Raw genomic sequence first — 24081 nt, 5'->3', positions numbered from 1 at the left:
GGCATAAAAAACGGGCGAGCGGCTACCGCCGTCGCCCGTTTTCAGGAAAAGCGAAGGATCAGAGCTTGCTGTCGATGAGGGCCGACATGACGTCAACCGACATATCCCCAGAATAGTGCTCTCCATTGACGAAGAAGGTCGGCGTCGATTGTACGCCAAAGTCCTTTGCGCCCTTCTGCATAACTGCGTTCACATCATCCAGAAGTTTCTGGTTCGTCAAGCAGGACTCGAAGCTCTCCTGTGTAAAACCGGCAAGCTTGGACATCTGCAGCAATGCATCGCGACCATTCTGGGCGGCAGCCCACTGCTGCTGCTGCTTGAACAGCATCGAGATCATCGGGAAATACTGGCCCTCAGGTGCACAACGCGCCAGCATGAAAGCGGCAGCCGCGCGCGGATCGAACGGGAATTCGCGCAGAACGAACCGAACCTTGCCGCTGTCGACATACTTCGTCTTGATCGCTTCGAAGGTGTTGTTGTGGAAGGCAGCGCAATGCGGGCAGGTCATCGACATGTACTCGACGATCGTGACCGGCGCGTTGGCATCGCCGATGGCCATTTCCGGCAGTGCGCCCGGTTCCATCAACTTGGCAGCGTCGACCGACCCTTCCGACGTCGGAAGCTCGACCTTGGCGGCCGGAGCGGCCGTCGTCTGGGCGACTTCGGTGCCGGCAGGCTTGGCTTCGGTCGTCGCCGGCGCAGTCGCCGTCGTCGACGCGGTGGTCATGGTATCGGCAGGCTTGGCATCAGCAGGCTTGGCATCGGTCTTGGCAGCCGTTTCCGTGGTTTCGGTCGGGGTCGCCGCAGCCTGCTCCTTCTTCTCGTCGCTGCAGGCAGCAAGCACGAGAGCGACAGTCGCGATGGCAACGCCGCTGAGCAGGCGCTTGGAAAGGTTCATTGCAGAAGCGGACATGAATTTTACCCGTGTTCGGAGGGAATTGCAGTGCGGATTCGATATCTTGCCGCGCGCAGGGCGGCAAGGGGCAGCTTCTCAACAGAATTCAAAGAATTGTGACCGGCTGATGGTGCGCCCTTGAAGGCATGTCGCGCCAAGGCGTGAGACGGTCCGGGTATAATCACAGCCGTACGTGCACGAACATGCCCGGAGGAAACGAAGCGTTGAGATCGCGGGGATCAGCGCCGGCGCGGCGACATGACGGCGGTCCCAAGCCGCCGCAGCGCGGCCTTCAACTCTTCGCTCTCAATGCCCTCGACCATGGTTTCGAGCTTGCGGGCCGGTTCGCCGGTGAGTGGACGCGGGGTGCGATTGCGTTTGGGCGGCGGTGAGACGGGCTTTTGCACGATGCGCAGCTGCCCGATCGCATAAAAGCCGAAGAAGCCGTTGATGCGCTGGATCAATTCGCCCTGGGCATGGGTGAGAAACAGGGCGCGCGCGCCCTCGCAGGCGACGGTGAGCACGCCCGGCTGGTGGCCGCCTTCGCCGGCGATTTCCGAGGCGCGTCGCGGCCAGGCGATCTTTTCCGGCCGGGTGCAATCGGCAAAATCGGCGCCGGCGATTTCATCCCAGGAGCCGAGCAGCATGGTGTTGATGCCGGCGCGCTTGGCAAGCACCGGATCGATGAGGCCGTTGGCGACTTCGGCGATCTGGATGACACCCCTGCGGGACTTCTGTTCACTCACGAACGCGACTTTCTGTATGCAATGTCGATTGAGCCTTGATGCGCCGGCTCGCCTTCGCCAAGTATAAGCCTGAAAAGGAACCTCCGGCAAATCATGGACAATACGATCACGGCGGCGAAGGCCGCCCCGCTCATTCTTGAATGGTACGACCGGCACCACCGCGAGCTTCCGTGGCGGGTCTCGCCGTCGATGGCGCGACACGGCGTGGTCGCCAATCCCTACCATATCTGGATGTCGGAAGTCATGCTGCAGCAGACGACCGTGCAGGCGGTGAAGGCCTATTTCGAGAAGTTCCTGGCGCTTTGGCCCGAGGTCGAGGATCTGGCCGCGGCCGACAACGAGGACGTGATGAAGGCCTGGGCGGGGCTCGGCTATTACGCGCGGGCCCGCAACCTGAAGAAATGCGCCGAGGCCGTTGCGCGCGACCATGGCGGCCGCTTCCCCGACACGGAGGAAGGGCTGAAGGCCCTGCCCGGCATCGGCGACTATACGGCCGCAGCCGTTGCCGCCATCGCCTTCAATCGAAAGAGCGCCGTGCTCGACGGCAACGTCGAACGGGTGATTTCGAGGCTCTATGCGATCGAAACGCCGCTGCCGGCGGCAAAGCCGGAAATGCGCGGCCTCGTCGCAGCGCTCACGCCGGCCGACAGACCCGGTGATTTTGCACAGGCGATGATGGATCTCGGCGCGACGATCTGCACACCGAAACGGCCGGCCTGTTCGCTTTGTCCCTATCGGCCGCACTGTCGGGCCCTTTCCGTCGCAGATCCCGAGACCTTTCCGCGCAAGGCGAAGAAGAAGGACAGGCCGCTCCGGCTCGGCGCCGCCTTCGTGGCGATCGATGCCCGCGATACCGTCTACCTGCGCAAGCGTGGCGAAACCGGCCTGCTCGGCGGCATGACCGAAGTCCCCGGCACCGCCTGGACGGCGCGGCAGGATGGCGACACGTCGCTCGCAGCGCAACCCTTTGAAGCTGCCTGGGAAGACTGCGGCACGATCAGCCATGTCTTCACGCATTTCGAGTTGCGCCTGTCGGTTTATCGCGCCAATGTCGCGCGCGCCGAAACCGGAAACGACGGCTGGTGGGAGCCGGTCTCGTCGCTGAAAGCGCAGGCATTGCCGACAGTTATGAAAAAAGCGATCGCGCAGGCGATCCCGGATGCCTTCAGGGCCGAGCGCTGAGAAGGTCAAAGAGGAACAGGTCATGAGCAGCAGCGAAATCCGCCACATCGTCTTCGACATCGGCAAGGTGCTGATCCATTATGACCCGAACCTGCCTTTCAGCCGCATCATCCCCGACGAGGCCGAGCGCCAGTGGTTCTTCGCCAATGTCTGCACCCATGACTGGAACATCGAGCAGGATCGCGGCCGCTCCTGGGAAGAGGCAGAAGCGCTGCTGATCAAGGATCACCCCGATCGCGAAGAACAGATCCGCGCCTTCCGCAAGCATTGGCAGGAAATGGTGCCGCATGCCTATGTCGAAACGGTCTCGCTGATGGAGAACCTGATTGCCGAGGGCCGCGACGTGACGATGCTGACCAATTTCGCCTCCGACACCTTCCGCGAGGCACAGCAGCTCTATCCGTTCCTGACGATGCCGCGCGGCGTCACCGTGTCGGGCGACGTCGGCCTGATCAAGCCGGACGTGGCGATCTACGAAACTCATGCCCGCACCTTCGACCTCGACCCGTCGGCCACATTGTTCATCGATGACAGCATGCCCAACGTCGAGGGCGCGCGTCTCGCCGGCTGGCACGCGGTGCACTTCACCGATCCGGAGAAGCTGAAGGCCGATCTTTCCGCCTACGGCATCCAGCGCTGACGAGCCGCTCGCCGCTCGTTCAAATTTCGCCACAAATCGACAATACCACCTATGAGTGCATATGCGGAAGGTGGATACATGGTCGACTACGACTTGGAATGGGTTCGCGACAGCGATGGGCTCGATCGGCTTGTTGCGGAAATTTACGATGCCGCGGACGCGGACTTCCGCGACGCGGTATCGCTCGAAGACTACAGGCATCAATTTGCCCAGGATCCTGTCGTCCTGGCTCGGCGCAACCGCCGCGTGATCGCATGGGTACAGATCGGCGAAAGCCGTGAGGAGGACGCGCTGCTTGGCAGGCGTGTCGCCTTCCACGCAGCAGACCAGGACACCGTCTGCCTTAGCCAACTGCTGCTTGCGGCCGGGGTGGATTCCGGCGCAGAAGGCATCTACTGGGCGGCGACCACGGGCGACATTCAGGAACGCATCGCCGCCGACATCGGGGCCAAGGTCCATCAGGAGCTGTTCAGGATCTGGCATGCCCCGAAACATCACTGGCGAAGCGTAGACGAACTCCCGCCCGCCTCCACGATGGAAGTGCGAGTTCCCCTGTCGGACGCACTGACCTCGCAGTATGCCGAATTCTACACCGCAGCCGGGGTCAAGCAATGTGGGGAGACAGGCTGCACGACGACCTGGGACGCGGCGATGGTCGGTGAGGAAATGGCCGCGCGCGATGGCAGCGTTTACACCGAAGTGCTCCTCGATACGGATGGGTTGGTCGCGGAAGCCTATGCCTTTCCCCTTGGTGACGAAATGTGCATAACCGTTACGCATCGGGCTGCGCGCAGCGCCGCCGGGCTCTCCACACTCGTCGCCGCCTTGCTCAAGCGCGTGAGCGTATATTGCCCGGCGATACGGGCGGCCATGGTTCAGCTTTACGCTGAAGACATGCCGGTTCTCGGTCCGGCGTTCGCGGCTGTGGGTTTTGAGGAAAAGGGAACGCGCGCACTCTTTCGTCTGCGCCCGGCCAGCGAACCGGCGCGCCTGCCGGCATAGCCGGATCTCGCCTTGCTGCAACCAACATACAAACGCCCGGAAACCTTGCGGTTTCCGGGCGTTTTTAAAGCGTTCCTTGCGGGACTGAAGGTACAAAAACCGGTCGGAGCGCTCTTCGAAGGACCTGACGGAACTGGTTGATCAGTTCAGTTTTGCCAGGTCATTTCGAATGACGGTTCTGAGTTCGTCGATGGGCTTCAGGGTGTTCCCTTCTTCGAAATGCCAGAATGTCCATCCGTTGCAGGCATCGAGACCCTGGACCTTAGCGCCCAGGCGATGAATGGAGCCGGCTTCGCCGCCGGAGGCAAGCGTACCGTCGGCACGCACGATGGCGCTGTGGCGCCGCTTGGCGTCGGTGAGCACCGTGCCGGGTTTGATCAATCCGCTTTCGATCAGCGTATTGAAGGCGACGCGCGGCTCGGCCTTCTTGCCGGTCAATACCGACAGCATGGCCTTGCCTAGCGGCTCGACGGCGTCGATGCGCGCCGATGCCGCGTCAATATAGTCCTGTTCGCGCTCGATGCCGACGAAGTGACGGCCGAGACGCTTGGCAACGGCACCGGTCGTGCCGGAGCCGAAGAAGGGGTCGAGGATGACGTCGCCGGGTTTGGTCGATGCCATCATGATGCGGGCAAGCAACGCTTCCGGCTTTTGCGTCGGGTGCACCTTCTTGCCGTCGTCGCCCTTCAGGCGCTCATGGCCCGAGCAAATCGGGAACAGCCAGTCGGAGCGCATCTGCACATCGTCGTTGGCCGCCTTCATCGCATCGTAGTTGAAGGTGTAGCCCTTGGCATTGGCGTTCGGCGTCGCCCAGATCAGGGTCTCGTGGGCGTTCTGGAACCGGCGGCCCTTGAAGTTCGGCATCGGGTTGGTCTTGCGCCAGATGATGTCGTTGAGGATCCAGAAATGCAGGTCCTGCAGGATGGCACCGACGCGGAAGATGTTGTGGTAGGAGCCGATGACCCAGAGCGTTCCGGTCGGCTTCAGCACGCGGCGGCAGGCTAGGAGCCAGGCGCGAGTGAAGGCATCATAGGCTTCGAAGGAGGCGAACTGGTCCCACTCGTCATCGACGGCGTCGACCACCGACTGGTCGGGGCGGGTCAGCATGCCGCCGAGCTGGAGGTTGTAGGGCGGGTCGGCGAAAACGACATCGACCGAATTGTCGGGAAGCGCATTGAGCGCGGCCACGCAGTCACCCTTGATGATGGAATCGAGCCAGCCCAGCGGGCGGGCGGCACGGGAGACTTCGGCAAGCGAAACAACTGATGACATGGACAACTCGCAAATACGCTTACTCGGGACGGACTATGGAGCTTATGGTTACCGAAGATGGTTACCAAAGCCTGAAGGCCATCCGGAAAAAATTCGAAATTGCGATGCCGGGCCAGTCGCTTCGCCTGCCGATCGTCGTCACGCCGCGTGGAAGGCGCGGCTATCGGGCGGCGCCTGATGGCGCTCGTTCAGGCCATAATCGCGCACGACCGAGGCGATGCGCAGACGGTAGTCGGCAAAGACGCCATTTCGGCCGGCATCCTGGGCGGCGCGATGCTCTGCGCCGTTGCGCCATTCCTTAACGGCGGTCTCGTCGCGCCAGAACGACAGCGACAGAACCTTGTCGGGGTTGGCAAGGCTCTGGAAGCGTTCGATCGAGATGAAGCCGTCGATGCCGTCGAGCAGCGGGCGCAGGTCGGCGGCGATGCCGAGATAGGTCTCACGACAGCCTTCGGCCGGCAGGACTTCGAAGATGACGGCGATCATGAGCTCAATCCCTTCCAGTTGGTGACGAAACGTTCTTCAGGAAAATCCGGTTCTCGTTGAGGATAAACCGTTCCTTTCGGGCGAACGCATAGTTTTCACGGCCGAGCGGGTCGGCAAGGAGCCGGGTGCGATAGGCCTCATAGGCGGCAAGGCTCTCGATGTTGTAGACACCATAGGCCGTCGTCGCCGAGCCTTCGTGCGGCCCGAAGTAACCGATGAGATCGGCGCCGCAACGCGGGATCACCTCGCCCCAGGTGCGACAATAGGCGGCGAATTCCTCTTTTTTGAAGGGATCGATCTCATAGCGGATGAAGCAGGTGATCATTTTGGGCTCCTCGTCGGTGTCTTTCGATGAGCCCACTATGCCCGCTTGCCGGGCATCGATGCTTCGATTACCATCGAAGTATGAAAGAAGGTCCAGACATCGCTCTCATCGGTTCGCTGATCGGCGACCCGGCCCGCGCCAACATGCTGACGGCATTGATGGGCGGCAGGGCGCTGACGCCGACCGAGCTTGCCGGCCATGCCGGCATCACGCTCCAGACGGCCAGTTCTCATCTTGCCAAGCTGGAGGCCGGTGGTCTTTTGAGCCAGCGAAAACAGGGCCGGCACCGCTACTATCAGCTCGCCGAAGACGAGGTCGGGCTGATGCTTGAAAACCTCATGGGCTTTGCCGCCAGCCGCGGCATGAACCGGCATCGTCCCGGCCCGAAGGACCCGGCGCTGCGCAAGGCCCGCGTCTGCTACAACCACCTCGCCGGCGACTACGGCGTGCGCATGCTCGACAGCCTGATCGCCGCCAAGCAGATCGAGGTCGCCGGCGACGATCTTGCATTGACCGATGCCGGCCAGGTCCGCATCGAGGCGCTCGGCATCAACTATTCGTCCCTGAAGAAATCCCGGCGGCCGATCTGCCGGACCTGCCTCGACTGGAGCGAGCGCCGATCGCATCTCGCAGGCACGCTCGGCGAGGCGTTGCTGGCGCTGTTCATCGACAAGGGCTGGGCAAAGCGCGAAAACGACAGCCGCATCATCCGCTTCACCGATAGCGGTGAGAAAGCCTTCTCAAACCTTTTCCCGCAATAGGCAGGGATCATCGGCGGCGCGCACGAGCACATCCCGGAAACCACCTCCAGCTACGCGGCTGCAGAGGCCGGCCCATTCGCATTCGGCGCAGGCGGCCGTCGTCTTCCCTTCGGCGAAGGCGGAACGCAACCGCCTCAGCCTGCCGGCATCGAGCACCAGCACCGATCCTGCCGTCACCTGCCGGTCGAGACTATCCGAAACCGCCGCAAGCGCGAGGCTGTCGCGCCGTGAGATGCTCTCGTCATGGCAATGGGCGCCGGCTTCGCACAGCATGGGCCCGCAGATATCGTCCGGGCCATCGACCACAGTGACGGCTTCACCGGCGGAAAGGCGCTCTGCGATCCGCCTATAGTTGCGGGTGAACGAGGGCGTATAGCCCTCGCCCACGAAGGTCAGCAGGCACAACAGGTGATGCCCGCGCAGCCGGACGGTCAAACGAGGTCCGTCGGCTTTTGCGCATAGCGCTTGATGGCCTTCAACACGGCTGCGGCGAGTGCCGACTTCAGCGCGGCACCGAGCACGAAGGGTGCGGCACCGAGCGCGATCGCCTGCTCGAAACCGATCAGCGTGGCGAGCCAGGCGGCGCCGACGGCAAGGCACAGCATGTTAGCGGCGAAATGGGCGCAGAAGCTCAGCGCAAGCCGATCGCCGGTCCAGCCACGCTGCGCCAGCCAGCCGGCAAGACCTGCGACCAGCGGGAAGGCCGCGAGATAACCGGCCGTCGGCCCGGCAAAATGGGCAAGACCGCCGGCGCCATTGGCCAGGACGGGCAAGCCGGCCATGCCTTCGGCCAGCCAGGCAAGGATGGTGGCGACGCCGAGCCGCCAGCCATAGACGACGCCGATCATCGTGACGGCGAAGGTCTGCATGGTTACCGGCACCGGGATCATCGGCACGCTGATCTGCGAGGAAAGAGCAAGGAAGCCGGTTCCAAGCAGCACGAACAAGGCCTTCACCGGCCAGGTTTTACCGTCAAGGCGGAGCGGATCGAAGAGAGGCGCATGGGCGGAAGCAAGACTGGACATCTGGGTCTCCGTGGTTGTTTTCAAATTATAGATAATTTTCTATTCTATCTATAATAATGACCCGATACCGCTCCACTACCGCCCGGTCAATCCGGAACAACACTGATAAGTCACAGGCGATCGCGCACGGATGCCCGCAACCTCCTGCGAAACAACGAAATAAAACTATAGATAATTTTACGCCTGGACGCTGGCACGAAGGCCGCGATTGTGGTCGAACGCCTATCCGACGATCGAAAACGCCTCACGCGTCTCGCCTGCGGCGGTCCGCACCGGTGTCTTGCCGATCCAGCCGACATGACGCTCGAGGATCTTTGCCGCCTCGTCGCCGCGCCCTTCGCGCAAGGCGGCAAGGATGGCGCGGTGATCGTGGTCGGTGCGCGCTTCCCAACTGGTTCGCCAGGCCGAGAACAGAAAGCGGGCGCTCGCCGCATGCAGATCGTCGATCGAGGCCAGCAGCCGCGGCATGCCGCAGGGCTCGAGGAGCAACCGATGGAAGGCGCGATTGGCGGCCTCCCAGGACCGGACGTCGCGTGACGTATCGGCGGCGACCGTGGCAGCCTCGGCACGCTCGAGGATGGCAGCGGTCAGATGCGGGATAGCGTGACGCAGCGCCAGCACTTCGAGAACCGCCCGCATTTCGGCAACCTCACGGACCTCCTTGAGGTCGAACGCCGCCACGCGAAAGCCGCGGCGCGGCTCGCTGACGGCAAGCCCCTGGGCTTCGAGCAGCCTGAACGCTTCGCGCACCGGCACGTGACTGGCGCCGAATTCCTCGGCGATATGATCCTGGCGCAGGCGCTCTCCCGGCGAAAGCACGCCCGAGATGATCCTCTCGGCCAGTGCCCGGCTGATGCGGCTTGCGATCGTATCGTCCCGTTGCTTGTCCATCGGCTACATCTAGAGGGGCCGGCAGGGCCTGTCGAGCAAGCGACAGCGGCCTTTCGACGATTTCCAAAGGTTGAGATTTTGGCCGCCATCGTATAAACCTTCCGCGTACAAAAGCACGCGCCGCGAAAGAGACCCTCCCCCTGCCTGCGGCGCCTCCTTCTCCCAGGGAACTGACTTAAATGAACGGTATCGATCTCATCATCTTCGATTGCGACGGCGTTCTCGTCGATTCAGAAATCATCGCCTCGGAAGTCGAAGCGGCCCTTTTGACCGAAGCAGGCTATCCGATCAGCGTCGAGGAAATGGCAGAGCGCTTCGCCGGCATGACCTGGCAGAACACGCTGCTGCAGATCGAAAAGGAAGCGAGCGTCCCGCTTTCGGCCCAGCTCATCAGCAAGGTCGATGCCATCCTCGACGAGCGCCTCGCGCGCGACCTCAACATCATCGACGGCGTCAAGCCGATGCTGGCGCAGCTGACGCTGCCGCACTGCATCTGCTCCAACTCGACCTCGGCCAGGCTTGCCATGATGCTCGGCAAGGTCGGCATCAAGGACCATTTCGGCCGTCACATCTACTCCGCCCGCGACCTCGGCGCCGACCGCGTCAAGCCGAAGCCTGACATCTTCCTGCACGGCGCCAAGCAGATGGGCGTCGCCCCTTCCCGCGTCCTCGTCATCGAGGATTCGGTGCACGGCATTCATGGTGCGCGCGCGGCCGGCATGCGCGTCGTCGGCTTTACCGGCGGCTCGCACACCCATCCCTCACATGCCGACCAGCTGACAGAGGCGGGCGCCGAAACGGTGATTTCGCGGATGTCGGCGCTGCCGGGCGTGATCGCCGCTCTTTCCGAGTGGTCGGAATCGATGACGGCCTGATCGGCAAGGCCCGGGCGCGGACCGCCCGCAAACCCCTTTCGCCCCGGATCATGCCGGGGCGGGAAAAAGCTCTCGGCCATCACGGCGGGCGTCCGATTAGGCGCCGAGGGACACGATGTCACATTGATGTGTCGTCGCTGTCGCTCCGAAGATCTCCCCGGTTTTCGCACCGCGCACGAGGGCCATATCAGCCAAGCCCCACAAGGGGTATTTCTAGGAGGAAACACCATGCGTCTTTCAATGTTGACGGGCCTGACCCTGGCGGCGAGCGTCGCCTTCGGCCCGCTCGCCTTTGCCGATATCACCGTTGGCGTCATCACGCCGCTGACCGGCCCGGTCGCGGCCTATGGGGAGCAGGTCAAGAACGGCGCCGAAGCGGCCGCCGACGAGATCAACAAGGCCGGCGGCATCAACGGCGAGAAGATCGTCCTGAAGATGATGGACGATGCCGGCGACCCGAAGCAGGCCGTGTCTGTGGCAAACCAGGCAGCCGGCGAAGGCATCCGCTTCGTCGTCGGTCCTGTGCTCTCGGGCACCTCGATGGCAGCATCCGACGTTCTGGCCGAAAACGGCATCCTGATGGTGACGCCGACGGCGACCACGCCTGACCTGACGACGCGCGGCCTCTGGAACGTGCTTCGCACCTGCGGTCGTGACGACCAGCAGGCCGAAGTTGCTGCCGCCTATGTGGTCAAGAACCTCAAGGACAAGAAGATCGCGGTCCTGCATGACAAGGCGCCTTACGGCAAGGGTCTCGCCGACGGCTTCAAGAAGGGCATCAACGCCGGCGGCATCACTGAGGTCGTCTATGAAGGCCTCAACCCTGGTGACAAGGACTTCAGCGCCATCGTCACCCGCCTGAAGGCCGAAAAGGTCGATGTCGTCTACTTCGGTGGCTACCATCCGGAAGGCGGCCTGCTCGCACGCCAGATGCGCGATCAGGGCGTGACCGCACAGATCTTCGGCGGCGACGGCCTGTCGAACACCGAATTCTGGGCAATCGGCGGGGAAGCGGCTGCAGGCACGATCTACACCAACGCCAGCGACGCGACCCGCAACCCGGCGTCGGCACCGGCGGTCGAAGCGCTGAAGGCCAAGAACATTCCGGCTGAAGCCTTCACCCTCAATGCCTATGCCGCCATGCAGGTGTTGAAGGCCGGCATCGAGAAGGCCGGCTCCGCCGAGGATGCGACAGCGGTTGCGACCGCCATCAAGTCGGGCGAGGCCATCGACACCGTGCTCGGCAAGGTCACCTACGGCGAAGCGGGCGACCTGACCTCGCAGGCTTTCTCGCTCTACAAGTGGGAAGGCGGCAAGAGCGTTCCGGCCGAATAATCGCGCAGCAAGCTGCAAATGAAAACGCCGGGGCTAGCCCCGGCGTTTTTCGTTTCAGGCAGTCGCTACGGCCGCTTACTTCTTGCGCTTGGCCGGCGGACCTTCGTCGAAGCCGACGAAGACCTTGACGGTCGAGCCGGCACCGGCCGGCAGCGTGACATCAGCCTTGGTGAAGACGAACTGGGTCGAGCCTGTTGCCGGTACTTCGACCGTGTGCTGGACCAGTTCGGAATAGAGCGTCTTGTCTTCGTCGGTTGCCGCCACGCGGATCGGCATGGTGACCTTTCCAGGGCCGCCCGCGGGCCCGCTGACGACACGGCCCTGCACCACGACGGTCACGGTCATCGCCGTCTCGCTCAGCACGCATTGCCGCGTCGTGTCGGCAAGCGACACCTGATAGATGACCTTGGTGGGATCGTCCTTGCCGCCCTTGGCATAGGTGCGGAACGAGGACGTTCCGTCTCTCAAGACCACCTGCGGACAAGAGGCCTGGACGACGGCGGGCGTCGGGGCGGCAGCGCTGCCACCAGTTTCGATCGCTCCGCCGGATTGCGTCTTGTTACAGCCGGCGAGGACCGCGAGTAAGGATATTGCGAGGACAGGCCGGGATACTTTGCCAAACACGTTGAACAACCTCTGCTGAACCGGTTGAGACTCCTTGACCGAAATCTCGGCCGGAAGGCCTTTCGTGGCCTTCGGGCATCGTCTATAGCAGCGGCGAATTGAAAAATCGATCGGGTCGGCCGCCTCGATCGGTTTTTTCCGAGATGACGCTCGGATCGGAAATTGCACGGGTGACAAGAATGCGTGGGGACTTTGTCAAGGACTGACGCAATAAGACAGACGCACCGCGGCCGGCTGGCATAGGGTCGCCGCGATCCGAAGGCAGGACGAAGGATTAGGATGGTGAAGTATATCTCGACGCGCGGCGAGGCCGCTCCCCTCGGCTTCTGCGACGCGCTGCTTGCCGGCCTTGCGCGCGACGGCGGTCTCTACCTTCCCGAGAAATGGCCGACGCTGTCGAAGAAAGAGATCCGGGCACTGCGCGGCAAGTCCTACCAGGATATCGCGTTTGCCGTCCTCGAGCCCTTCATCCACGGTGAGATCCCGCCAGCGAAATTTCGCGAGATGATCGACGAAGCCTATGCCACGTTCCGCCATCCGGCGATCGCGCCTCTCGTCCAGACCGGTCCCAATGCCTTCGTCATGGAGCTGTTCCACGGTTCGACGCTCGCCTTCAAGGACGTGGCGATGCAACTGCTCGCGCGGCTGATGGACTATGTGCTTGCCGAGCGCGGCCAGCGGGCAACCATCGTCGGGGCGACATCGGGCGATACCGGTGGCGCGGCCATCGACGCCTTTGCCGGACGGGAGCGCACCGACATCTTCATCCTCTTCCCGCACGGCAAGGTTTCGCCGGTGCAGCAGCGGCAGATGACGACGTCGAAGGCCGGCAACGTGCATGCGATCGCCGTCAAGGGCAATTTCGACGATTGCCAGAACCTCGTCAAAGGCATGTTCAACGACGCGGCCTTCCGCGATCGCGTCAAGCTTTCGGGCGTCAACTCGATCAACTGGGCGCGGATCATGGCCCAGATCGTCTACTACTTCACGACCGCGATCGCGCTCGGCGGCCCGGACCGCAAGATCTCCTTCACGGTGCCTACGGGCAATTTCGGCGACATCTTCGCCGGCTACGTCGCCAAGCGCATGGGCCTGCCGATCGACAAGCTCGTTGTCGCCACCAACGAAAACGACATTCTGGCCCGCACGCTGAAGACCGGCCGCTACGAAATGCGCGAGGTCAAGGCGACCACCTCGCCGTCGATGGACATCCAGATCTCGTCGAATTTCGAACGGCTGCTGTTCGAGGCGAACGACCGCGACCCGGCCGAAGTGCGCTCGGCGATGGACAGCCTCAAGCAATCGGGCTCGTTTGCCATTCGCGAAAGTGCGCTGAAGGCGATCCGCAAGGAGTTCCGCTCCGGCCGCGCGTCGGAGAAGGAGGTCGCCAAGACCATTGCCAGCACCCTGCAGGAAACCGGCTACCTGCTCGACCCGCACAGCGCCATCGGCGTCTTCGTGGCGGCCAAGCACGAGAAGCCGTCGGCCCCGATGGTGACGCTTGCAACGGCTCACCCGGCGAAATTCCCTGCCGCCGTAAAATCGGCCAGTGGTATTGACCCGGCGCTTCCGACGTGGCTTGCTGACCTGATGAACAGGGAGGAGCGTTTCGATATCCTGGATGCGGATCTGAAGAGCGTCGAGACCTTTATCGGCGAGCGCACCCGTCTCCAGGGGTAAGAACGAGAAGAAACGTATGATGAAAGTTGAGTGCACCCGGCTCCCTTCCGGGTTGACGGTGGTGACCGAGCAGATGCCGCATCTCGAAAGCGTGGCGCTCGGCGTGTGGATCAAATCGGGTTCACGCAACGAAACCGTGGGCGAGCATGGTATCGCCCATTTGCTTGAGCACATGGCTTTCAAAGGCACCGGCCGGCGCACCGCCCGCCAGATCGCCGAGGAAATCGAGAATGTCGGCGGCGAAGTCAACGCCGCGACCTCGACCGAAACAACCTCCTATTACGCACGCGTCCTCAAGGATCACGTGCCGCTGGCGGTCGACATCCTGGCCGACATCCTCACCGAGTCGAGCTTCGACGAGGAAGAACTGCGTCGCGAAAAGCAGGTGATCCTGCAGGAGATCGGCGCTGCCGACGACACGCCTGACGACGTCGTTTTCGACCGCTTCGCCGAAACCGCCTATCGCAACCAGACGGTCGGACGCCCGATCCTCGGCACACCGGACACGGTGATGTCGTTTTCCGCCGACCAGATCCGCCAGTATCTCGGACGCAACTACACCACCGACCGCATGTTCGTCGTGGCCGCCGGCGCCGTCGAGCACGAGGCTTTCGTTCGCCAGGTCGAGGAACGCTTCGCGACGCTGCCGCGCACGCCGCTGGCAACGCCGGTTCTCGAGACCGCGATCTACACCGGTGGCGAGAGCCGCGAAACCCGCGACCTGATGGACGCGCAGATCCTGCTCGGCTTCGAGGGCAAGGCCTACCACGCCCGCGATTTCTACTGTTCGCAGATCCTCGCCAACATTCTTGGTGGCGGCATGTCCTCGCGCCTGTTCCAGGAAGTGCGCGAACATCGCGGCCTGTGTTATTCGGTCTATGCCTTCCATTGGGGCTTCTCCGACACCGGCATCTTCGGTGTTCATGCTGCAACCGGCGGCGAAAACCTGCCGGAACTGATGCCCGTGATCGTCGACGAGCTGCGCAAGTCGTCGATGAACATCGAACAGCAGGAAATCGAGCGCGCCCGTGCCCAGATCCGTGCGCAATTGCTGATGGGCCAGGAAAGCCCGGCGGCGCGCGCCGGACAGATCGCCCGGCAGATGATGCTTTACGGCCGCCCGATCCCGAACGAGGAGCTGATGGAGCGCCTGTCCGGCATCACCATCGAGCGCCTGACGGATCTCGCCGGTCGCCTGTTCTTCGACACCACGCCGACGCTGTCGGCAATCGGCCCGCTTGAGCAGTTGGCGCCGATGAGCGACATCCTGTCGACACTGACAGGAAAAACCAGCGTCCCCCACGCCGTCGCGAGCTGATACGGCCGCAGGCTTTCGACCGGGCCAATTGTTTGCGCCCGGTCGGCGAAGTGTTTGCGACTTTTCGTAAAATCGGATTCGATTTGTGCGCAAACTTGTGCAACGCTTGGAGTTGCGGCAGCGCGAGGGGCACTGTGCGCCGGGCGGTTAAGGATCTTCCGCGCGTTCAACCGGAAGGCCTCGGAGGCACACATGACACGATCGGTTTTTCGGTTCCTGTCGCGGCAGCCCGAGACGGTCGAGATTGCCAATCAGGATTACCTCCTCCGCCTCCCCCGCTATGCCGATTACCGCCAATGGTATCAGCTGCGCAGCGAAAGCCGCAGTTTTCTTGAGCCGTGGGAACCGAGCTGGCGGGCGGACGAGATGACCGAAAGCGCCTTTCGCGGCCGCGTCATCCGCAACGAGCAGGAATTCGCCTCCGGTCAGGCCGTACCGCTGTTTCTTTTCCACAAGCCTGCCGAGATCCTGCTCGGCGGGCTGACCATCGGCCATATCCGCCGCGGTGCCGGGCAAAACTGCATGATCGGCTATTGGATGGGCGCATGCCATGCCGGCCACGGCCACATGTTCGCCGCCCTCAAGCTGGCTATTCCCTATATCTTTTCGAGCCTTGAGTTGCACCGTATTGAAGCAGCCTGTATTCCGGAGAACTCAAGAAGCATCCGGCTCCTTGAAAAGGCCGGTTTTGAGCGTGAAGGCTACTTGAGACAGTACTTGAGGATAAACGGGCAATGGCGGGACCATGTGCTTTTCTCCCTCCTGTCCGACGATGCCGTACCGAACAGGAAATTGCCCCTTTGATGCCTCTCGCCCGCTCGCCCTTCGCATGGTCAGTTTCGAAGCTGGCAGCGTTCCTGATCGCGCTCACCACGCTTTTCTGCGCCTTCGGAGGCATTGCCCACGCGCTAGAGCCGGTCAAGATCTCGCGCGAAGACACCGCACTCGACCTGACGGCAACGACCGAGATCTACAGCGGCCGCAGCGAAGCCTTCCAGGTTTCGACGGCGCCGGGCGCCGATGGCATCGTGCGGCGAATCGAAGTGCGCTCCAGTACCGAAAACCACCAGGGCGACTGGGCGGTCTTCGCGCTGGCCAACGTCTCGGGCGAACAGCTCGACCGCGTGATCGTCGCACCGCATTTCCGCCTGGTGAACTCCAAGCTGTTCTGGCCCGACCTTGGCTCGCAGCGCATCCTGTCGATCACGCCGAGCGAGGGCTTTGCACTCGAACGGCTGCCGAGCGACGATTCCGACGTGTTCCAGATCACGCTCAACCCGGGCGCCGTCATCACCTTCGTCGCAGAACTGGCGACGCCCGAACTGCCGCAGATCTATCTCTGGCAGCCGGACGCCTACAAGGACACGGTCAACGCGTTCACGCTCTACCGCGGCATCGTGCTCGGCATCGCCGGCCTTCTCGCGGTGTTCCTGACCATCCTGTTCGTGGTTAAGGGAACGTCAATGCTGCCGGCGACGGCCGCACTTGCCTGGGCGGTCCTTGCCTATATCTGCGTCGACTTCGGCTTTCTGTCCAAGCTCATCAGCGTGACGGCAGGCGACGAGCGAATATGGCGCGCGGGCACGGAAGTCTTCCTGGCGGCGGGCCTGGTGATCTTTCTCTTCACCTATCTCAACCTCAATCGCTGGCACCAGCATCTGGGCTATGCGACGCTCGCCTGGATCCTCGGCCTCGGCCTTCTCTTCGGCGTGGCCGTCTACGATCCGGCGATTGCGTCGGGCATCGCCCGCCTCTCCTTCGCGCTGACGGCGACCGTCGGCATCGTGCTGATCGCCTATCTCGGCTTCAACCGCTACGACCGCGCGATCCTGCTTGTGCCCGCCTGGCTGCTCATTCTGGTGTGGTTGTTCGGCGCGTGGCTGACCGTCACCGGACAGCTGGCCAATGATATCGTCCAGCCGGCGCTTGGCGGCGGCCTCGTTCTCATCGTGCTGCTGATCGGTTTCACCGTCATGCAGCATGCCTTTGCCGGTGGCGCCTATCAGCAGGGGCTGTTTTCCGATCTCGAACGCCAGTCCCTGGCACTGACGGGTTCGGGGGACACGGTCTGGGACTGGGACGTGGCGCGCGACCGTGTCGTCACCATTCCCGACATCTCGCTGCAGCTCGGGCTCTCCATGGGATCCATGCACGGGCCGTTGCGCAACTGGCTGCCGCGGCTGCACCCGGACGATCGCGATCGCTTCCGCGCCACGCTCGACGTGCTGCTCGAACACCGCCGCGGCAAGCTCAACCATGAATTCCGCGTGCGCGCCGAGGACGGCCATTATCACTGGCTATCGATCCGTGCTCGGCCGGTGCTCGGCGCCAATGGCGAAATCATCCGCTGCGTCGGCACGATCATCGACATCACCGAGCAGCGCAACTCGGTCGAGCGCCTGCTGCACAACGCGCTGCACGACAACCTGACCGGCCTGCCCAATCGCCAGGTTTTCCTCGACCGGCTGCAGTCCATCCTCCTGATGTCCGACAGCGCGACGACGGCACGCCCGACCGTGCTTGCGATCGACATCGACCGCTACAAGCAGGTCAACGACCTGCTTGGCATTGCGGCCGGCGACAACATCCTGATCGCACTGACGCGCCGCCTGCGCCGGCTGCTGCGGCCGCAGGATACGCTTGCGCGCCTCGGCGGCGACCAGTTCGGGCTGATCCTGATGTCGGAACGCGACCCGGCCAAGGTCGCCGATTTCGCCGATGCGGTCAGCAAGGCGATCATGGTGCCGCTCAACTACGGCAACCGGGAAATCAACCTCACTGCCTCCATCGGCCTCGTCTCCTGGCTCGAGCAGGAGCAGAGTGCTGCCGGCCTGATCGACGATGCGGAGCTGGCGATGTTCCGCGCCAAGAAGGAAGGCGGCAACCGCGTCGAGCCCTTCCGCCCGGCGTTCAGAACCTCCGGTTCGGACCGCATGCAGCTGGAAGCCGATCTCAAGCGCGCCATCGAACGCAAGGAACTGTCGCTGGTGTACCAGCCGATCGTCCGCCTCAGCGACGCCGAGATTGCCGGTTTCGAGGCGCTGATGCGCTGGGACCACCCCAAGCGCGGCAATGTCTCGCCGACCGAATTCATCCCGATCGCCGAGAATTCAGACCTGATCAACCAGCTCGGCATGTTCGCCTTCGACAAGGCAACGAGCGACCTTACCGAATGGCAGATCCAGACCGGCGACTTGCCGATCTTCGTGTCGATCAATCTTTCGAGTGCCCAGTTGCTCAACAACGAGCTCTATGACGACGTTCGCGCAGTGCTCAACAAGAACCGTTGCGACCCGGCCAAGGTGAAGATGGAACTCACCGAGTCCCTCGTCATGGAGAACCCGGAGCAGGCACGCCTCGTCCTCGAGAAATTGAAGGAAGCCGGATTGAAGCTGGCGCTCGACGACTTCGGCACGGGCCACTCCTCGCTCTCCTATCTCACCCGCTTCCCCTTCGACACGATCAAGATCGACAAGGCGCTGGTGCGCGACCCGAGCGACAAGCGCGGCATCCTGCTGCGCTCGGTGATCACCATGGCGCGCGAACTCGACATGCAGGTGGTCGCCGAGGGTATCGAGTCCGAAGAGGACGCGATCCAGCTATCCCAGATGGGTTGCGACTACGGCCAGAGCTTCCTGTTCGGCCCGCCGATCGGTTCTGAATCGATCCAGCGGCTGTTGAAGGAGCGTTTTCCGCTGATGAAGCGGGCCTGACGGTCAATCGCAAGCGATACCGGGCTGCGAATTGAGCGCAGCCCAAGCCGAAGCGCCCCCGCCTTGGCGGCGTGCGCGTCTTACAGAAATGTTTCGGTAATTGATCGCCTTGTATCAGGCGTGGCCGGCCTCGATCGACAGCATCGCCGGACTTACGCCCATCAAAGCCAAGGCGCGGTCGTACTTGTCGCCGAGCCCCTTGTCGAAGATCAGCTCCTCGCGCGCCGGGCAGGTCAGCCAGCCGTTCTGGGTAATCTCTGCCTCGAGCTGCCCCGGGCCCCAGCCGGCATAGCCCAGCATCATCGTGGCGCGGTGCGGCCCCTCCCCGCGCGAAATCGCGCGCACGATGTCGAGCGTCGCCGTCAGGCAGATATCGTCGCTGACGGGAATGCTGGAATCGCTCAGATAATCGTCGGAGTGGAGCACGAAACCACGCCCGGTCTCGACCGGCCCGCCGGCCTGGATCTGGAAGTCGCGGGTCATCGCCGGCAGCCGGATCGCCTCGTCCTCGTCAAGAATTTCAAGATGCATCAGGACGTCGGGGAAGGTCAGTTGCTGCGGCCGGTTGAGGATGAACCCCATGGCGCCGTCGTCGGAATGGGCGCAGATGAAGATGACGGTCCGGGCAAAATTCGTGTCAAACATCCCAGGCATGGCGATCAGGAACTGACCGTCAAGGAAACCACGTTCCCGCTTCTTCTGTGCCATGGTTATTGCCATAATGGGGACAGCCTACCAATTCGCCGCGAAATGAAAAGCGCTTCAACGTCGCGACCGCCAAATAATGCACGTACCGCGTTTGCCGTGCCATGTCTGATCAAACATTTATGATCTGCGCGCCCAAGGGGCGTCTGGAGCGTTGCGGCCAAAAGCGATATGGCTTTGGCCATGATCAAACGCCCCACATATCAGAACATGGTCCAGCGCATCGGCAGGGCAAGCCTGCTTGCCGCATTTTTTCTGCCGGCTGTGGCGCAGGCAGCGACCAGCGAATGGGTGACGTCGACGGGCGGCATGATCCGGATCGTTGCAGCACCTTTAAATAAGGACGGCACGATCCCGGCCAGCCTCGAAATCAAGCTGAACCCCGGGTGGAAGACCTATTGGCGCGAACCGGGCGCCAGCGGCATCCCCCCGCAGATCACCCTTGACCCGGCCGAAGGCATCGTCCTCGAAAAGATCGGCTTCCCCGTTCCCAAGACCTTCGACGACGGCACGGTGCGCTATATCGGGTACGACAAGTCCGTGTCGTTCCCGCTGACGCTAAAGCGCGTTTCCGGCGAGGGCGACGTGAACATCCGCGCCTCCGTCTTTCTCGGTATCTGCGAGGACATCTGTATCCCGGTGCAGGGCGAGCTCGACCTGACGCTCAAGCACGGCGACTTTGACAACCCGCTCGATGCCGCCCGCATCGAAGGTGCTGTCGCGGCCCTGCCGGAAGCGCCCGCCGACGATTTTGCGGTGACGACGGCCGTCTACGACGTACAGACGTCAACGGTGCGGCTTTCGTTGCGACTGCCCCCGGATACGGCAACGGATCATCGCGACCTGTTTCTCGCGGGCCCTTCCGGCGTCTCCTTCGGCAAGCCGGTCATCGCCACGACGCGAGGCGCCGAACTTGAGGCCGAGATCCCCGTTCGGCTTTCGACCAAGGACAACACGCTCGAGGGAAAGCCGGTCATCCTGACGGTTCGCGCCGGGGCCCGAGCCATGGAAACGACCCTTGCCTTTGATTGACGCCCCTCTATAGTCCAGGCGTTTCAGGCAGTTGTCTCCAGAGACGACCGAAGGAAACAGTCGGACGCAAGACAATTCAGAGCCGCGAAAACGCCCTGCCGGAATGCCGGCCTGGCCATAAGCGCAACGCAAGGAGAATGCCGTGACCATTGCCGTCGGAGACAAGCTGCCCACCGCGACCTTCAAGGAAAAGACCGCCGATGGTCCGGTGGAAGTGACGACCGAGCAGCTTTTCAAGGGCAAGCGCGTCGTGCTCTTTGCCGTGCCGGGTGCGTTTACGCCCACCTGCTCGCTCAACCACCTGCCAGGTTATCTGGAAAACCGCGACGCGATCCTGGCACGCGGTATCGACGATATCGCCGTCGTCGCGGTCAACGATCTGCATGTCATGGGTGCCTGGGCGACCACGTCGGGCGGCATGGGCAAGATCCACTTCCTCTCCGACTGGAATGCCGCCTTCACCAAGGCGCTGGGCATGGACATTGACCTGTCGGCCGGCACGCTCGGCATTCGCTCGAAGCGCTACTCCATGCTCGTTGAGGATGGCGTGGTCACGAAGCTCAACCTCGAGGAAAGCCCCGGCCAGGCGACCGTATCGGGCGCTGCTGCGATCCTGGAACAACTCTGAGTTCAGACGACAATACAAATGGAAACGGGCCTTTACGGCCCGTTTTTCATTTTACCAGCAGAGAATCCGGACGGCGCTTCTTCTTGAAGGGCTCCATACCCTTGCGGGCGAGTTCATCGGCACGTTCGTTTTCCGGATGGCCGGCATGGCCCTTGACCCAGTGCCACGTCACCTTGTGACGGCGGTTGGCGGCATCCAGCGCCTGCCAGAGTTCGCCATTCTTCACCGGCTTCTTGTCAGCGGTCTTCCAGCCGTTCTTCTTCCAGCCGTGGATCCACTTGGAGATGCCGTCCATCACATATTTGCTGTCGGTATGCAGGTCGACCTCGCACTCGCTCTTCAGCGCGTCGAGCGCCGAGATCGCCGCCAGAAGCTCCATGCGGTTGTTGGTCGTTTCCGCCTCGCCGCCGCACATGTCCTTTTCCACCTCGCCGTAGCGCAACACCGCGCCCCAGCCGCCCGGCCCCGGATTGCCCGAGCATGCACCGTCGGTGTAGATCTGTACCTGCTTCATGCTGAGGCCCCTTCGAGACGCAGGCCATATTCGGCACTCGAAACGATCGCGCGGTGGAAGCGGATCTTCGTCAGATATTCCAGCGGGTCCTTCTTGACGACCAAAGCGCCGGCAGGCGTCATCAGCCAGTCATAGAGGCGCGTCAGGAAGAAGCGCAGCGCCGAGCCGCGGCACAGCAGCGGCAAGGCTTCGACCTCGTCTGCCGACAGCTTGCGCACGCTCTCGTAGCCCGAAAGCAGCGCCATGCCCTTGGTGATGTTATAGGAGCCGTTCTTCTCGAAGCACCAGGAGTTGAGGCAGACGGCGACGTCATAGGCGAGATAGTCGTTGCAGGCGAAATAGAAGTCGATCAGGCCGGAAAGCTGGTCGCCGAGAAAGAAAACATTGTCCGGGAAGAGATCGGCGTGGATGACACCCTCCGGCAGCGTCTTCGGCCAATGGTTCTCGAGATGCGCGAGTTCGGCTGAAATCTCGTCCTTGAGGCCGGTCTGCACCTCGTCGGCACGCGCCTCGGAGTTGATCCACAGCGGCCGCCATCCGTCGACGGAGAGCGCGTTGGCGCGCTTGAGGCCAAAGCCCTGGCCTGCGACATGCATCTCGGCCAGCGCCCTGCCGACTTCGCGGCAATGCCTGGCCTCGGGCTTGCGCAGCCACATGCCTTCCAGGAACGAAATGACGGCGGCCGGACGACCGGAAAGTTCGCCCAGGAGCGCGCCGTCGGCGCGCGGCAGCGGCAACGGGCAGGAAAGCCCGCGGTCGGCCAGGTGATGCATCAGCCCCAGAAAGAATGGCAGATCATCCGCGTTCACCCGCTTTTCATAGAGCGTGAGGATGTAGGAGCCCTTGGTCGTGTGCAGCAGGAAATTGGAGTTCTCGACGCCCTCGGCGATGCCCTTGTAGGAGGTCAATTGGCCGACGTCATAGGCCTCGAGAAAGGCGCTCAGCTCGTCTTCCGTGATATCGGTATAAACTGCCACGGTCATTCACTTTCAATATGCGGGCAAGATGTACGGCTTATTCGCCGTTGACGAAGGCCATGTCGGCAGCCGTCAGCGGCACGTGACGGATCTCGCGGTTGACGAGGAAATTCTCGTTCTCCTCGACCGTGTCGGCAAGTTCGACCACGGCGTCGTAGCGCTCGCGAAAAGCCTCGATGATCTCGTTGACGATCACCTCCGGCGCCGAGGCACCCGCCGACAGACCGACGGTGGAGATATCGCCGACCGTATCCCAGTCGATTTCGGACGCCCGCTGCACCAGCACCGACTTTTTCGCACCCGCCTTCAGCGCCACTTCGACCAACCGCTTGGAGTTGGACGAATTCGGGGCGCCGACGACCAGGAACAGGTCGCACCCCGGTGCCGCCTGCTTGACCGCCTCCTGGCGGTTGGTGGTGGCATAGCAGATCGAATCGGCCGCCGGCGCCGTCAGATTGGGGAAGCGCTCGTGCAGCCGCTTGATCACGCCTGCAGTGTCGTCGACCGAAAGCGTCGTCTGAGTGACGAAGCCGAGATTGTCGGGATCGGCTGGCATGTAGACATCGGCATCCTCGATCGTCTCGACCAGTGAGACAGCACCTTCTGGCAACTGCCCCATCGTCCCGATCACTTCCGGATGACCGGCATGGCCGATCAGCACCACGTGGCGGCCGAGGCGGTTGTGGCGCATCGCCTGCTTGTGGACCTTGGAGACCAACGGGCATGTGGCGTCGAGATAGAAGAGATTGCGGCTGTCGGCATCTGCGGGTACTGATTTCGGCACGCCGTGGGCGGAGAACACCACCGGCTGCTTGCGATGTTCCGGCGGGATCTCGTCGAGTTCCTCGACGAAGATCGCACCCTTGGCCTCGAGCCCCTCGACCACATAGCGGTTGTGCACGATCTCGTGGCGAACATAGACCGGCGCGCCGAACTCCTTCAGCGCGAGCACGACGATCTGGATCGCCCGGTCGACGCCGGCGCAGAAGCCGCGCGGCCCGCAAAGACGGATGGTGATCGGGGATTTTGCCGCGGATGATGCCATGGATCAGGATGCCAGTAGAACGAAAACAAGGGCTGCGATAGCCGGGCCGCCCTGGATCAGCAGGATGCGCGGCTTGACCGACCACGCGCCATATATAGCGGCAACGATCACGCACACAAGGAAGAACACCTTCAACTCGAACGCAAATGACGCGTCCGGCTGCATGAGAGACCACAAGAGCCCGGCGGCGAGAAAGCCGTTGTAGAGCCCCTGATTGGCGGCGAGCACCCGCGTCGCCTCCGCCTGCGCGGCCGTCATGCGGAACACCGAGCGGCCCTGCGGCTAGGTCCACAGAAACATCTCCAGCACCAGAAAGCCCAGGTGCAGCAGCGCTGTCAGCGCGATCAGGATCGTCGATATCAAACCCATCATGTTTCCCCAACTGCCTTCGTCAGGGATAGCACGGCCCC

Annotated in this window: 25 protein-coding genes and 1 pseudogene; 12 read left to right on the top strand and 14 right to left on the bottom strand. The window is 62.8% G+C overall.

The genetic code is table 11. From position 1 onward, the window contains the following. Positions 1-58: 58 nt before the first annotated feature. Together RTP54_RS04410 and RTP54_RS04405 are read right to left on the bottom strand one after the other, a co-directional pair. Positions 59-913: a DsbA family protein gene (locus tag RTP54_RS04410; protein ID WP_112817407.1), complete on the bottom strand. Its 855-nt coding sequence runs from the start codon at positions 911-913 to the stop codon at positions 59-61. A gap of 221 nt (positions 914-1134) precedes the next feature. Next, on the bottom strand, positions 1135-1641 hold the full coding sequence (locus tag RTP54_RS04405; RefSeq protein WP_112808504.1) for a DUF721 domain-containing protein: 507 nt from the start codon (positions 1639-1641) through the stop codon (positions 1135-1137). 93 nt (positions 1642-1734) lie between these two features. Here RTP54_RS04405 and mutY point away from each other — a divergent pair, with 93 nt between their 5' ends. The 3 genes from mutY (at position 1735) to RTP54_RS04390 (ending at position 4465) form a co-directional block, all read left to right on the top strand. Continuing rightward, entirely contained in the window at positions 1735-2823 is a 1089-nt protein-coding gene (mutY, locus tag RTP54_RS04400) for an A/G-specific adenine glycosylase (RefSeq protein WP_312361256.1), read from the top strand. Between the two features lie 22 nt (positions 2824-2845). Then, complete coding sequence (locus RTP54_RS04395) at positions 2846-3463, top strand: HAD family hydrolase (protein ID WP_112809411.1); 618 nt, start codon at positions 2846-2848, stop codon at positions 3461-3463. A gap of 78 nt (positions 3464-3541) precedes the next feature. Continuing rightward, positions 3542-4465: a hypothetical protein gene (locus RTP54_RS04390; protein WP_312361254.1), complete on the top strand. Its 924-nt coding sequence runs from the start codon at positions 3542-3544 to the stop codon at positions 4463-4465. A gap of 141 nt (positions 4466-4606) precedes the next feature. On the opposite strand, the gene RTP54_RS04385 is transcribed toward RTP54_RS04390, so the two are convergent. From RTP54_RS04385 to RTP54_RS04375, 3 genes are all read right to left on the bottom strand, one after another. Beyond that, positions 4607-5737 (bottom strand): site-specific DNA-methyltransferase, encoded by a 1131-nt coding sequence (locus RTP54_RS04385; RefSeq protein WP_112808508.1) that lies wholly within the window; start codon positions 5735-5737, stop codon positions 4607-4609. A gap of 138 nt (positions 5738-5875) precedes the next feature. Next, on the bottom strand, positions 5876-6223 hold the full coding sequence (locus RTP54_RS04380) for an antibiotic biosynthesis monooxygenase (protein ID WP_312361251.1): 348 nt from the start codon (positions 6221-6223) through the stop codon (positions 5876-5878). Positions 6224-6227: 4 nt separating this feature from the next. Next, entirely contained in the window at positions 6228-6548 is a 321-nt protein-coding gene (locus RTP54_RS04375) for an NIPSNAP family protein (RefSeq protein WP_312361249.1), read from the bottom strand. A gap of 80 nt (positions 6549-6628) precedes the next feature. Here RTP54_RS04375 and RTP54_RS04370 point away from each other — a divergent pair, with 80 nt between their 5' ends. Then, the gene (locus tag RTP54_RS04370; protein ID WP_112808511.1) at positions 6629-7309 is read left to right on the top strand and encodes an ArsR/SmtB family transcription factor; all 681 of its coding nucleotides are present in this window, start codon (positions 6629-6631) and stop codon (positions 7307-7309) included. Here RTP54_RS04370 and RTP54_RS04365 read toward each other — a convergent pair. The 3 genes from RTP54_RS04365 to RTP54_RS04355 all read right to left on the bottom strand — a co-directional run bounded on the left by RTP54_RS04365 (position 7289) and on the right by RTP54_RS04355 (position 9225). Beyond that, entirely contained in the window at positions 7289-7744 is a 456-nt protein-coding gene (locus RTP54_RS04365; protein ID WP_112817404.1) for a DUF1284 domain-containing protein, read from the bottom strand. The genes RTP54_RS04370 and RTP54_RS04365 overlap by 21 nt on opposite strands. Next, positions 7741-8334: a biotin transporter BioY gene (locus tag RTP54_RS04360; protein ID WP_312361246.1), complete on the bottom strand. Its 594-nt coding sequence runs from the start codon at positions 8332-8334 to the stop codon at positions 7741-7743. The genes RTP54_RS04365 and RTP54_RS04360 overlap by 4 nt, the downstream gene beginning before the upstream one ends. Before the next feature lie 222 nt (positions 8335-8556). Beyond that, entirely contained in the window at positions 8557-9225 is a 669-nt protein-coding gene (locus RTP54_RS04355) for a GntR family transcriptional regulator (RefSeq protein WP_112808514.1), read from the bottom strand. Between the two features lie 179 nt (positions 9226-9404). Here RTP54_RS04355 and RTP54_RS04350 point away from each other — a divergent pair, with 179 nt between their 5' ends. Both RTP54_RS04350 and RTP54_RS04345 read left to right on the top strand, forming a co-directional pair. Then, a complete protein-coding gene (locus RTP54_RS04350; protein WP_112808515.1) occupies positions 9405-10100 on the top strand; it encodes an HAD family hydrolase in 696 nt (231 codons plus the stop codon). Between the two features lie 228 nt (positions 10101-10328). Further along, positions 10329-11435, top strand: coding sequence for an ABC transporter substrate-binding protein (locus RTP54_RS04345; protein WP_112817402.1), 1107 nt, complete (start codon positions 10329-10331; stop codon positions 11433-11435). Positions 11436-11510: 75 nt separating this feature from the next. Here the strand turns inward: RTP54_RS04345 and RTP54_RS04340 are convergent, their stop codons facing one another. Further along, positions 11511-12059 carry a hypothetical protein gene (locus tag RTP54_RS04340; RefSeq protein ID WP_112809412.1) on the bottom strand — a complete coding sequence of 183 codons (549 nt, stop codon included), beginning with the start codon at positions 12057-12059 and terminating at the stop codon, positions 11511-11513. 279 nt (positions 12060-12338) lie between these two features. Between RTP54_RS04340 and thrC the strand changes: the two genes are divergently transcribed. The 4 genes from thrC (at position 12339) to RTP54_RS04320 (ending at position 18770) form a co-directional block, all read left to right on the top strand. Further along, positions 12339-13739, top strand: a complete 1401-nt coding sequence (thrC, locus tag RTP54_RS04335; protein WP_312361242.1) for a threonine synthase — start codon at positions 12339-12341, stop codon at positions 13737-13739. A gap of 16 nt (positions 13740-13755) precedes the next feature. Further along, the gene (locus tag RTP54_RS04330) at positions 13756-15057 is read left to right on the top strand and encodes a M16 family metallopeptidase (RefSeq protein ID WP_112808521.1); all 1302 of its coding nucleotides are present in this window, start codon (positions 13756-13758) and stop codon (positions 15055-15057) included. 192 nt (positions 15058-15249) lie between these two features. Next, entirely contained in the window at positions 15250-15861 is a 612-nt protein-coding gene (locus RTP54_RS04325; protein ID WP_112808523.1) for a GNAT family N-acetyltransferase, read from the top strand. Next, positions 15861-18770: an EAL domain-containing protein gene (locus RTP54_RS04320; protein WP_312361241.1), complete on the top strand. Its 2910-nt coding sequence runs from the start codon at positions 15861-15863 to the stop codon at positions 18768-18770. The genes RTP54_RS04325 and RTP54_RS04320 overlap by 1 nt, the downstream gene beginning before the upstream one ends. 114 nt (positions 18771-18884) lie before the next feature. Here the strand turns inward: RTP54_RS04320 and RTP54_RS04315 are convergent, their stop codons facing one another. Next, positions 18885-19478, bottom strand: a complete 594-nt coding sequence (locus RTP54_RS04315) for a YqgE/AlgH family protein (protein ID WP_409517088.1) — start codon at positions 19476-19478, stop codon at positions 18885-18887. A gap of 180 nt (positions 19479-19658) precedes the next feature. Between RTP54_RS04315 and RTP54_RS04310 the strand changes: the two genes are divergently transcribed. Beyond that, the gene (locus tag RTP54_RS04310) at positions 19659-20507 is read left to right on the top strand and encodes a protein-disulfide reductase DsbD domain-containing protein (RefSeq protein WP_312361239.1); all 849 of its coding nucleotides are present in this window, start codon (positions 19659-19661) and stop codon (positions 20505-20507) included. A 142-nt stretch (positions 20508-20649) separates the two neighbouring features. After that, complete coding sequence (locus tag RTP54_RS04305) at positions 20650-21135, top strand: peroxiredoxin (protein ID WP_112808529.1); 486 nt, start codon at positions 20650-20652, stop codon at positions 21133-21135. 46 nt (positions 21136-21181) lie between these two features. Here the strand turns inward: RTP54_RS04305 and rnhA are convergent, their stop codons facing one another. The 4 genes and pseudogenes from rnhA to RTP54_RS04285 form a co-directional block, all read right to left on the bottom strand. Further along, positions 21182-21649, bottom strand: a complete 468-nt coding sequence (rnhA, locus tag RTP54_RS04300; protein WP_112817397.1) for a ribonuclease HI — start codon at positions 21647-21649, stop codon at positions 21182-21184. Continuing rightward, positions 21646-22626, bottom strand: coding sequence for a homoserine kinase (locus RTP54_RS04295; RefSeq protein ID WP_312363169.1), 981 nt, complete (start codon positions 22624-22626; stop codon positions 21646-21648). Before RTP54_RS04295 ends, rnhA begins: the two co-directional genes overlap by 4 nt. A 37-nt stretch (positions 22627-22663) precedes the next feature. Beyond that, positions 22664-23671 (bottom strand): 4-hydroxy-3-methylbut-2-enyl diphosphate reductase, encoded by a 1008-nt coding sequence (gene ispH, locus RTP54_RS04290; protein ID WP_312361236.1) that lies wholly within the window; start codon positions 23669-23671, stop codon positions 22664-22666. A gap of 3 nt (positions 23672-23674) precedes the next feature. After that, positions 23675-24040 (bottom strand): annotated as a pseudogene (locus RTP54_RS04285) (DUF1304 domain-containing protein). Positions 24041-24081: the final 41 nt, after the last annotated feature.

The organism is Ensifer sp., from assembly GCF_031989085.1.
Taxonomy (GTDB): Bacteria; Pseudomonadota; Alphaproteobacteria; order Rhizobiales; family Rhizobiaceae; genus Ensifer.
Note: the sequence above shows the minus strand (reverse complement) of the source record. Positions and strands in the feature narration are given on the sequence as shown.